General features: G+C 60.1%; 10 protein-coding genes. 5 read left to right on the top strand and 5 right to left on the bottom strand.

From position 1 onward, the window contains the following. Positions 1-297: 297 nt before the first annotated feature. From dnaQ to GIW04_RS22135, 3 genes are all read right to left on the bottom strand, one after another. Complete coding sequence (gene dnaQ, locus GIW04_RS22145; protein ID WP_164692278.1) at positions 298-1038, bottom strand: DNA polymerase III subunit epsilon; 741 nt, start codon at positions 1036-1038, stop codon at positions 298-300. Between the two features lie 121 nt (positions 1039-1159). Continuing rightward, complete coding sequence (locus GIW04_RS22140) at positions 1160-1537, bottom strand: nuclear transport factor 2 family protein (RefSeq protein ID WP_236270445.1); 378 nt, start codon at positions 1535-1537, stop codon at positions 1160-1162. A 334-nt stretch (positions 1538-1871) separates the two neighbouring features. After that, entirely contained in the window at positions 1872-2786 is a 915-nt protein-coding gene (locus GIW04_RS22135) for an AraC family transcriptional regulator (RefSeq protein WP_057709842.1), read from the bottom strand. A 112-nt stretch (positions 2787-2898) separates the two neighbouring features. Between GIW04_RS22135 and GIW04_RS22130 the strand changes: the two genes are divergently transcribed. Then, positions 2899-3849 (top strand): glycerophosphodiester phosphodiesterase family protein, encoded by a 951-nt coding sequence (locus GIW04_RS22130; protein ID WP_120248277.1) that lies wholly within the window; start codon positions 2899-2901, stop codon positions 3847-3849. Position 3850: 1 nt separating this feature from the next. Here the strand turns inward: GIW04_RS22130 and rnhA are convergent, their stop codons facing one another. Both rnhA and GIW04_RS22120 read right to left on the bottom strand, forming a co-directional pair. After that, entirely contained in the window at positions 3851-4303 is a 453-nt protein-coding gene (gene rnhA, locus GIW04_RS22125; protein ID WP_003173571.1) for a ribonuclease HI, read from the bottom strand. Positions 4304-4334: 31 nt separating this feature from the next. Then, positions 4335-5093 carry a class I SAM-dependent methyltransferase gene (locus GIW04_RS22120; protein ID WP_003190694.1) on the bottom strand — a complete coding sequence of 253 codons (759 nt, stop codon included), beginning with the start codon at positions 5091-5093 and terminating at the stop codon, positions 4335-4337. 65 nt (positions 5094-5158) lie between these two features. On the opposite strand from GIW04_RS22120, the gene gloB reads away from it, so the two are divergent. From gloB to GIW04_RS22100, 4 genes are all read left to right on the top strand, one after another. Beyond that, a complete protein-coding gene (gene gloB / locus GIW04_RS22115; protein ID WP_120248278.1) occupies positions 5159-5926 on the top strand; it encodes a hydroxyacylglutathione hydrolase in 768 nt (255 codons plus the stop codon). A gap of 98 nt (positions 5927-6024) precedes the next feature. Next, on the top strand, positions 6025-7425 hold the full coding sequence (locus GIW04_RS22110; protein WP_003190692.1) for a transglycosylase SLT domain-containing protein: 1401 nt from the start codon (positions 6025-6027) through the stop codon (positions 7423-7425). Positions 7426-7646: 221 nt separating this feature from the next. Beyond that, positions 7647-9476: an extracellular solute-binding protein gene (locus tag GIW04_RS22105; RefSeq protein ID WP_003190691.1), complete on the top strand. Its 1830-nt coding sequence runs from the start codon at positions 7647-7649 to the stop codon at positions 9474-9476. Continuing rightward, positions 9473-10682, top strand: a 1210-nt coding sequence (locus tag GIW04_RS22100; RefSeq protein WP_236479195.1) for an extracellular solute-binding protein, incomplete at its 3' end; no start/stop codon positions are given. The genes GIW04_RS22105 and GIW04_RS22100, both read left to right, overlap by 4 nt.

Here is a 10682-nt window from a genome sequence, read left to right as displayed (position 1 = left end):
ATCCGCCAGTGATTTGGGGGGCCGCCGCCACGCGCCATCCATGGCGCGGGGCGGCTAAACCGGCATCCCTGCCGGTTTACCCCCCAAATCACTGTCGAATTCCGGCCAGCGTGGTTTGACGGGGCGCTTGAGATCAAAAGCAGATCAAGATCAAGAGCGGCTCGCTTCGCATCGTGGTTACCGTCGGCTGTCAGGCCGCCATCGCAGGCAAGCCTGCTCCCACATTTGGATAGTGGGGCGTCAGATAGATAGGTGAACGCTGCCAGACCACCTTCGCAGGCGAGCCCACTTGAGCGGTTATTGCTGAGTGAGTTGCGTCCACAACGCCGGTGCACCCGCAGCCTTGGCAATCGCCTCCAGCCGCGCCGCATGTTCGGCCAGGTCCTGCTCGCTGGCGCGGATGATCGGCGTCGGCTTGCGATCAGCCGGCAAGCGGCGGATTTCCGAAGGTCGGTTGCCCGAGCCCTCCGCCGAACCACTGCCATCGGACGCATTACCGGCCAGGGACAGGCTGGTCTGCCCGCCGGTCATGGTCAGGTAAACGTCGGCCAGGATCTCGGAGTCGAGCAAGGCGCCGTGGAGTTCACGGCCGGAGTTGTCGACGCCATAGCGCTTGCACAAGGCATCGAGGCTGTTGCGTTGGCCCGGGTGGCGCTCGCGGGCCATCATCAAGGTATCGAGGATCGTACAGTGCTGGGAGATATCCGCACGGTCGGTCTGCCCCATCAGGGCAAATTCGTTATTGATGAAGCCGATGTCGAACGCCGCGTTATGGATGATCAACTGGGCGCCATTGATGAATTCGAAGAACTCATCGGCCACTTCGGCGAAGCGCGGCTTGCCCTTGAGGAATTCGTCGGTGATGCCGTGGACGCCAATCGCGCCCTCATCACTGTCGCGGTCCGGTTGCAGGTAGACGTGGAAGTGGCGGCCGGTCAGGCGGCGCCCCATCAATTCGACACAGCCGATTTCGATGATCCGGTGACCATCGGTCACCGGCATGCCGGTGGTTTCGGTATCGAGTACAACAGATCGGATGGCCATCAGGGTTCAGCTCTCAACGGTTCGGTACAGTTCAAGGGGCGGGATATTAGCACGCTCTATAAGTGTGCGGACGAGCAACTCGCCCGCGCAACCCTGACCCTGTAAGCCGCAACGATCACTGGGTCTTTTTGATCAGGCCAAAATCCCGCAGGGCCACGTAGGGGTCCCAATACTCGCGCACCGACTGGATTTGCCCATCCTTGGCCATTCGCAAAATAGCGATGAAGCGCTGCTGGTAGGGCTTGTTAGTGGCGCGAATCACCCCATCGCTGCTGTACTCAAACACGTAGGTGCCCTTTTGGGTGGTCTGGAGCAAGGTCCAGGTCTTGGGATCGCTATACCTCAAGTTGCCCAACTGCTTGCTGAAGTTGGTGAAGTAATCGGTCATTTCCTGGCGCCCTTTATTGGCACGCTTAAAGCCCACATTCGGAAAATCATCGACCGGCGCATAGGCCAGTGCGTAAACGCCATCCTTCTGATAATACTTGGCCATTTCGGCTGGATGCTCCGACCAGCCATTCAGGCTACGCCAATAGAAATTCGCGACGTCAGCCGCGGTATACCCAGGTGCCAGATAGTAGAGACCGCCTCGCTCCTTGATGACGGGGGTAGCTTGAGCGTTGGCCCCGACGGAAAAAACCGCAGCCGCGACCCATGCACTCAGTGCCCACCTACGAAGAATCCCCATGCTTATTACCTCACGCTTACGAATGGCTTGAAGTCGATTACGGGGTAACCGACCGTTGAAGCCAGACTAACGAGCAGCTTCGCAGGACGCTTTACCTTGCCTGCTGTTGTGTTGACACATATTGCGCAATGTACGACGCCTAGGGGCGGCGCAACTGGCTAGCGGCCTGCCCCACGATGCGCCGGAACGCACGGGAAAACTGGCTGGCGCCGGCAAACCCGGTGTCCAGGGCAATGTCCAACAGGCTGCGGTCAGTGGTGGTAATCAAGTGCTTGGCCCGATTGACGCGACACAGCAAAAGGTACTGGTACGGTGACATACCGAACGAACGCCGGAAGACCCGAGAGAAATGATAAGGGCTGAGGTTGACGATGTTCGACAAGTCAGCCAGGCGGACTTCGTTGGCCAGGGATGCCTCGATATAGTCGATCAAACGCTGGCGCTGCACAGGCCCGAACTCACCAGTATTCACCGGCACAACCTCCGGCAGTTGTTGCAGCGCACGCACTTCCTGCATCAACAGCATCACCAGGGTTTCCAGGTACAGGGCATCGGTTTTGCCGCTACGCACGACCTGATCCAAGCGCTCCAGCAATCCCCGCAAAAAAGCATCATGGCAACTGATCAGCGGCTTGAGATCCGTTTGTACACGATAGGTCGGGCAGACTGCCGCCAATTGATCCTCATCAATCGACACCAGGGCATAGCCGACCCTGGCACGCTCACCCGTCCACCCTTCGAATAAGGCACCGGCCGGAATAAAATCGACGAACTGGTCCAGAGCCCTCGGCCCAGCCATGCGCAAGCCGTCGATGCTGACCTCGCCATCGCTGACCGAACCCTGCCGATACAGCGCAAACTGATGCTGCGCACGGCGCATTTCAAAGCGATGTGGGCGATGCGCCACCTGCACGCACTCAATCGCACCCCAAGGCGGCAACGTACGACGGATCATCTGTGAAATGCGTGGCGGCGTGTACGTCAGCCCTTGCGGCTCGCTCTCTACTGCTTCGTCAAGAAATGCCTGGACATCGGCATGAGGTAAAGAGGACATCCCGCACTCCCGTTAGCATTCAACCCGGTATTAATTAAATAATGGTGCCTTTCGTTTACCCATCAGGCCTGCCCGGCAGTATGCCGGACACCGCTGCCAAAGGTGCCCCTCAATGATTGAAGCTCGATACACGCCAGCGCTGCTATTGGCCAGCCTCCTGCTCGGTGGCTGTTCCACTGCGCAAGCTCCCGACATCGCAGGCCCCCAGCTGCCGCTGATCGTAGCCCATCGAGGTGGCACGGCGGACTTTCCGGAGAACACGCTACTGGCGATTCAGAACGCCTTGCACCATAACGTCGACATGCTGTGGCTGACCGTGCAACTGAGCCGTGACGACGTGCCCGTGTTGTACCGACCCGCCGACTTGAGTGCCAATACCCAGGGTAGCGGCGCGGTCGCAGAGAAAACCTGGGTGCAGTTGCAACAACTCAACGCTGGCTGGCAGTTCAAGCAAGCTGCAGCGGATGGCCGCGTGACCTTTCCTTATCGCACCCAGGCCGTAGCGTTGCCCTCATTGCAGCAGGCATTGGCGGCGATTCCAGCCAACACCCCGATCATCCTCGACATGAAAGCACTGCCGGCTGCGCCCCAGGCCGCGGCTGTCGCCCGCGTATTGGAGCAGCACCACGCCTGGGACCGCGTGTGGATCTACTCCACCGACGTCAGCTACCAGCAAGCATTTGCCCAATATCCCAAGGCCCGCTTGTTCGAATCCCGCGACCAGACCCGTGAACGCCTGGCCAATGTCGCCCTGGCAAACAGTTGCAAACCGCCTCCGCAACCCGGCGGTTGGGTAGCATTCGAGTACCAGCGCACAGTGGATGTGGTGGAAACCTTCACCCTCGGCGAGGCCCGTTCAGCGGTGAATGCCAAGCTGTGGACGCCCCAGGCTGTCGACTGTTTCCGCGCCAACGGCGAGTCGAATATTCTGGCGATTGGGGTCAACAACGATGACGATTATCGCGCTGCTGCCTGCCTGAAGCTCGATGCGGTGCTGGTGGACTCGCCACGCAAGATGGCGGCAGTGAAGCAGCGGCTCGAACGGCCGCTGCGGTGTCGCTGATTCAGCTCTGCTTGTAGCCGCGCACTTCATCCACGCCACGGTTGGCCAATTGGTCGGCGCGCTCGTTGCCAGGGTGGCCAATGTGGCCGCGTACCCATTTCCAGGTGATGTCGTGACGGTTGCACTGCTCATCGAGCAATTGCCACAGGTCGGCGTTCTTGACCGGCTCCTTGGCCGCCGTCTTCCAGCCGCGTTTTTTCCAGTTGACCATCCACTCGTTGATGCCCTTCATCACATACTGCGAGTCGGTCACCAGGAGTACGTTGCAGCGCCGCTTGAGTTCTTCGAGGCCGCGAATGGCGCCCATCAGTTCCATGCGGTTATTGGTGGTATTGGCTTCGCCGCCCCACAGTTCCTTCTCCACGCCCTTGCACACCAGCAAGGCGCCCCAGCCGCCTGGGCCCGGGTTGCCTTTGCAGGCGCCATCGGTGAAGAGTTCTACGCTATCGGTCATCGGTTATTCGGCCTGAAATCAAAAAGAGGTTTTACGGTTCGCGTTGTTCGCGGTTGACCTTGGCCAACGGCATCGGCACGAGCTTGCCGATCGGCTCGCGGCGTACTTGTTGCACCGGTCGCAGCCCGACCACGATCTTGCGTGCAACCAATAAATAGAAGCCGCCACCCGACAGCTGCCAGGCCCCTGCGCGGCGTTCCCAACCGGCCAGGCGGCCCTGCCACTTGGCAGTCGCAAGCGGCGGACGATAGCACCCGAAGCGGCGTTTCTCCAGCGCAAAGCCCAGCAGGTTGAGCCAGTCACCCACCCGTGATGGCGCGATGCAACGCGCCTGACGCAACCCGTCATGGGCGAACACACGGCGCAGGCCCCAACTGCTCCAGGGGTTGATGCCGACAATCAGCAAATGGCCACCTGGGCGCACGCTGCTCGCCGCTTCGCGCAACAAACCGTGGGGTGACAGGCAGAAATCCAGGCCATGCTGCAACACCACCACATCGGCGGCGTGTTCGCTCAAGGGCCAGGCCTGTTCCTCGCAGACGATTTCCACCCCCGGCAACGGCGCGCCCAGGCGCACATTGCGTTGCACCTGCGGCGCCGAGGGCGGCGTGTCGGCCGACGGGCCGTAGTGCACCAGGTAGCCACCAAAGAACCGGCCCAGCTCGTCTTCGAGCATGCGCCGCTCTTCTTCCAGCAAAAACTGCCCAATCGGCCCGGACAACCATTCGCGGGCCGCGCTGATCAGGGCCAGCCACTCAGGATCGGCCTGGGCGAACGCTTTATCAGTCATTGCATTCTCCAACTCGCCTAGACGTTCTAAGATGCACCAATGTGTTCAGCTTGGCGAATCGAAGAATGATACAGATCAGTGCCCTACCCGCCTTCACCGACAACTACATCTGGTTGTTACAGGACCCCACCACCCAACGCTGCGCGGTGGTCGATCCCGGCGATGCCGCGCCCGTGCTGGCCTGGCTCAAGCAGAATGCGGCGTGGACCCTCAGCGACATCCTGGTCACCCACCATCACCATGATCATGTAGGCGGTGTCGAGCAACTGAAAACTGCCACCGGCGCCAAGGTCTACGGCCCGGCCAACGAAAAGATCCCGGCGCGGGATGTGGCCTTGCACGACAACGACCACATCAACGTGCTGGGCTGGGACTTCGACGTGTACGCCGTGCCAGGCCATACCCTCGGCCACATCGCCTTTTACCACCAAGGCGTGTTGCTGTGTGGCGATACCTTGTTTGCTGCCGGCTGCGGTCGCCTCTTCGAGGGAACGCCCGAACAGATGTACAGCTCCCTGGAACGCCTGGCCGCCCTGCCCGCCGATACGCAGGTGTACTGCACCCACGAGTACACACAAAGTAACCTCAAGTTTGCACAAGCCGTGGAACCGCACAACGCCGACATCGCCGAACGGGTGAAAAATGTCGCCCAACTCCGCGCCCGTGGCGAGATGACGCTGCCATCCAACCTGGCCCTGGAAAAACTTACTAACCCATTTTTGCGCACCGCTGAAACATCCGTTAAACAAAAAGCGGACGAACGGAACGGCCGCGACAACCGCTCTGGGGCCGAGGTGTTTGCTAGCTTGAGGGCTTGGAAAGATAAGTTCTAACCAGATGCATTCTGATACGTAATTTCTGAATGGTTGACCGGAACCAAAGCGCTTTCTAGAATCGCCCGACATTTTTGCCCGGAACTTACTTCCAGCCAATGTCGTCATCTATTCGTAAATCCATTTCTTCAGACGCATTGACCCGCCTGGCTCAAGCCGTGGCGGTGGCCGTTTCCGCAACTCTGGCGGGCTGCCAATCGACCCATTACGCTGCACAATCCACCGTGCAACCCAAACCGAATCTTGCTGCCAAGATCAAGCAAAAACCTATTTGGCTATCAGAGAAGCCCAGCCCCGAAGTGCCCCAGGATGTCTGGGAACGCATGCGTCGGGGCTTTCAATTGCAGGACGGTGTCGGGGTCAACCCGCGCATCGAGCAACAGCGCCTGTGGTTCGCCAGCAACCCCTCCTTTCTGGAGAATGCCGGCGAACGCGGCAGCCTCTACATTCATTACATCGTCGAACGCCTTGAAGAACGCAACATGCCCCTGGAGCTGGCGCTCCTGCCAGTGATTGAAAGTGCCTACAACCCAATGGCCTATTCGCGCAGCGATGCGGTCGGCTTGTGGCAGTTCATTCCCTCCACCGGGCGCTACTTCAACCTGCGCCAGACCCGCGCCTACGACGGCCGCCGCGACATCACCGCCTCCACCACCGCCGCCCTGGACTATCTGACGCGTCTGCATGACATGTTCAACGGCGACTGGCTGCTGGCCCTGGCGGCCTATAACGCCGGCGAAGGCACGGTCAGCCGGGCAATCGAGCGCAACGAGAAGCTCGGCCTGCCCACCGACTACTGGAACCTGCCCCTGCCTCAGGAAACCAAGGACTATGTGCCCAAGTTCCTGGCCTTGTCCCAGGTGGTACTGGCGCCCGAAGCCTACGGCGTCAACCTGAACCCGATTGCCAACACGCCGTACTTCGAAGTGGTTGAAGTCAAGCAAAGCATGGACCTGTCACGGGTTGCCGCGCTGGCCGAGATCGACGAAGACGAACTGTTCCAGCTCAACCCGGCGTTGAAACAACGCACCACCCTGGACGGCCCCCAGCATCTGCTGGTACCGACCTCCAAGGCCCAACTGCTGACCAGCACCCTTTCGACGATGAAGCCGGAAGAATTGCTGAGCATGCGCCCGAAAAAGCCGGTGTTCGACGAAGTCGAGACCAAGGCCGTTGCAGGGCGCACCCGCAGCTACAAGGTACGCAGTGGCGACAACCTCACACTGATCGCCAAGGCCAACAAGGTCGATGTGCATGACCTGCAGCGCTGGAACAAGCTCAACGGCCAGGCTCTCAAGGTCGGCCAGACCCTGGTGATGCAGGACACGCGCAAAGTTGCGGCGAAAAAACCGGTGCAGTACAAGGTCAAGAAAGGTGACTCGCTGTACATGGTGGCCAAACGCTTTAACGTCGAGATGCAACATCTCAAGCGTTGGAACCCGCGCACCGGCCAGGCACTGAAGCCAGGCCAGATGCTGGTGGTTTCCGGGCCAAGATAAATCAATGTAGGAGCTGGCTTGCCTGCGATGCAGACACCTCGGTGTATGTCCCAGGCACCGAGTCGATGCTATCGCAGGCAAGCCAGCTCCCACATTTGACCTTCATACCGCCCAATAGCTCGCAGTCCGCAACATGGCCTTCCCGACAGCCTTTTTCCAACCGGAACAAGCTGTTACTGTACCGATCATAAAGCCCAAGCCGCCCGGATCGGATCTCTGACTTGAAGCGTCCCCTCCTTTTACTAATAAGCCTGGCCTTGAGCTTTGCGGCGAACGCGACGATCACCGAGAGCCACGGTTATGCGCAGTTCGGCACACTCAAGTACCCGGCCAAATTCACCCATTACGATTGGGTAAACCCTGCAGCGCCAAAAGGCGGCACATTGCGGGTAATGGCATTTGGCACCTTCGATACGCTCAACCCCTATACCTTCAAGGGCTCAAGCCCGGTTTCCACCGCCAATTTCCTGCAGTACGGCGTCAACGAGCTCAATGAACCCTTGATGGTGGGCACCGGGCAATACGCGCCGTCCGGAGATGAACCCACCTCCAGTTATGGCCTGATCGCCCAGTCGGTGGAATACAGCGAAGACCGCAGTTGGGTGGTATTCAACCTGCGCCCCGAAGCGCGCTTTCACGACGGCAAGCCGATCACCGCCGATGACGTAGCGTTCTCCTATCGCACCCTGCTGACCGAAGGCCACCCGCAGTACCGCACCAACCTGCAGGAAGTGGCCCGGGTCGACATCCTCAACCCCCACCGTATCCGCTTTGTGTTCAAGCGCGCCGGCAACCCCTTGCTGATCCTGCGCCTGGGCGAGTTGCCGGTGCTGCCCCAGCACTATTGGAAAAACCGTGACTTCAAGGCCACCACCTTCGAGCCGCCCCTGGGCAGTGGGCCTTATCGCATCACCAAGGTTGCGCCTGGGCGGCAACTGGTGTTTGAACGGGTCAAGGATTACTGGGGCAAAGACCTGCCGGTCAACCAGGGTTTCTATAACTACGACAAGGTCGAAGTGGAGTTCTATCGCGACAGTGACGTGGCCTTTGAAGCCTTCAAGGCCGGTGAATTCGATATTTATATCGAGCATCAGGCCAAAAACTGGGCCACAGGCTACACCTTCCCGGCGGTCAACCGCGGCGATGTGATCAAGGCGCAGATCGCCCATCAGATCCCCACTCAAAGCCAGGGCCTGTTCATGAACACCCGGCGACCGGCGTTCAGCCAGGCCAAGGTGCGCGAAGCCCTGGGGTTGATGTTCGATTTTGAATGGACCAACCGCACACTGTTCAGCAGCGCCTATAAGCGTTCGGTGAGCTATTACCCCAACAGTGAATTCTCGGCCACCGGCCTGCCCGTGGGCCATGAGTGGTTGATGCTCTCGCCCTACCGCGACCAACTGCCGGCCGCGCTGTTTACCCAGCCGTTCAACCTGCCGCACACCGACGGCCGCGGCATCCCCCGCGAAACCCTGCGCCAGGCCCTGGCCCTGCTCGGCGAGGCCGGCTGGAAACTGTCGGGGCAGCGCCTACTGGATAAGGACGGGCAACCGCTGCGTCTGGAAATACTGCTGGTCAACCCGAACCTTGAGCGCATCCTGCAACCTTATGTCGAAAATCTGACCCGCATCGGCATCGACGCCCGCTTGCGCACCGTTGACCGCGCACAGTACAAACAGCGCCTCGATCAATTCGATTTCGACATGATTCTGATGACCCTCAACCAGACCTTGAGCCCCGGCCTTGAGCAGTGGCAGTACTTCCACTCCAGCCAAGCCGCAATCAAGGGCAGCAAGAATTACGCCGGTATCGCCAACCCGGTGGTCGACCACCTGCTGGACCAACTGCTGGCGGCGCAGACCCGCGAAGAACAACTGGCCGCCGGCCGCGCCCTGGACCGGGTGCTGCTGTGGCAGCACTACAGCATTCCCAACTGGTACCTCAACTATCATCGCCTGGCGTACCGCAACCGGTTCGCCTTCGTCACCACGCCGCCCTATAGCCTGGGCCTGAGCGCGTGGTGGCTGAAAGCTTCGGAGAAAGCCCAATGATGTCCTTGCGTACTACCCTGCTCGCCAGCCTGTTGCTGTGCACCGCGGCGCACGCCGCGCCACAACATGCGCTGACCCTCTACAACGAGCCCCCCAAGTACCCCGCCGACTTCAAGCATTTTGACTACGTAAACCCCGACGCCCCCAAGGGCGGCACCTTCCGCGAATCGGCCATGGGCGGCTTCGACAGCCTCAACCCCTACATCAGCAAGGGCGTGCCGGCGGATAACCTGCCGCTGATCTACGACACCCTGGCCATGCAGAGCCTGGACGAACCCATCACCGAATACGGCCTGGTGGCCGGCAAGATCGAAAAAGCCCCGGACAACAGCTGGGTGCGCTTCTACCTGCGCCCCGAAGCGCGCTTCCATGACGGCCACCCGATCCGCGCTGAAGACGTGGTGTTCACCTTCCAGACCCTGATCAAGGAAGGCAACCCGCTGTACCGCAACTACTACGCCGACGTCGATGAGGTGGTGGCCGAAGACCCGTTGCGCGTGCTGTTCAAGTTCAAGCGCACCAACAACCGCGAGTTGCCGCTGATCCTGGGGCAGTTGCCAGTGCTGCCCAAACACTGGTGGGCGAGCCGGGATTTTTCCAAGGGCAACCTGGAAATCCCTCTGGGCAGCGGGCCTTACCAGGTGGCCGAAGTCAAGCCAGGCCGTATGATTCGCTACGAGCGAGTCAAGGATTATTGGGCCAAGGACCTGCCGGTCAATAAGGGCTTCTACAACTTCGATACCCGCATCACCGATTACTACCGCGACAGCACCGTCTCCCTGGAAGCCTTGAAGGCCGGGCAGTTCGACTACTGGCTGGAGTTCAGCGCCAAGAACTGGGCCAATGCCTACAACATTCCAGCGGTGAAAGAAGGCCGCTTGATCAAGGAAGAAATCCCCAACGGCAACCCCACTGGCATGCAGGGTTTTGTGTTCAACATGCGCAAGCCGATGTTCCAAGACGTGCGGGTGCGCAAGGCCATCAGCCTGTTGCTGGATTTCGAATGGAGCAACAAGCAGTTGTTCAACGGTGCCTACACCCGCACCCGCAGCTATTTCGAAAACTCGGAAATGGCCGCCACCGGCCTACCCGGCCCGGATGAACTGGCGATCCTTGAGCCGCTGCGTGACAAGATCCCTGGCGAAGTCTTCACCCAGGCCTTCGAACCGTCCCACACCGACGGCAGCGGCATGATCCGCACCCAAC

The organism is Pseudomonas sp. PA-4-8C, assembly GCF_021606625.1.
GTDB lineage: Bacteria > Pseudomonadota > Gammaproteobacteria > Pseudomonadales > Pseudomonadaceae > Aquipseudomonas > Aquipseudomonas lactis.
Note: the sequence above shows the minus strand (reverse complement) of the source record. Positions and strands in the feature narration are given on the sequence as shown.

What these genes read in the sequence shown, in the direction of transcription:
- GIW04_RS22140 (WP_236270445.1), bottom strand. Translation starts at nt 1,537, where the DNA reads ATGGCCAAGTATTATCAGAAGGATGGCGTTTACGCACTGGCCTATGCG.
- GIW04_RS22135 (WP_057709842.1), bottom strand. Translation starts at nt 2,786, where the DNA reads ATGTCCTCTTTACCTCATGCCGATGTCCAGGCATTTCTTGACGAAGCA.
- GIW04_RS22130 (WP_120248277.1), top strand. Translation starts at nt 2,899, where the DNA reads ATGATTGAAGCTCGATACACGCCAGCGCTGCTATTGGCCAGCCTCCTG.
- rnhA (WP_003173571.1), bottom strand. Translation starts at nt 4,303, where the DNA reads ATGACCGATAGCGTAGAACTCTTCACCGATGGCGCCTGCAAAGGCAAC.
- GIW04_RS22120 (WP_003190694.1), bottom strand. Translation starts at nt 5,093, where the DNA reads ATGACTGATAAAGCGTTCGCCCAGGCCGATCCTGAGTGGCTGGCCCTG.
- gloB (WP_120248278.1), top strand. Translation starts at nt 5,159, where the DNA reads ATGATACAGATCAGTGCCCTACCCGCCTTCACCGACAACTACATCTGG.
- GIW04_RS22110 (WP_003190692.1), top strand. Translation starts at nt 6,025, where the DNA reads ATGTCGTCATCTATTCGTAAATCCATTTCTTCAGACGCATTGACCCGC.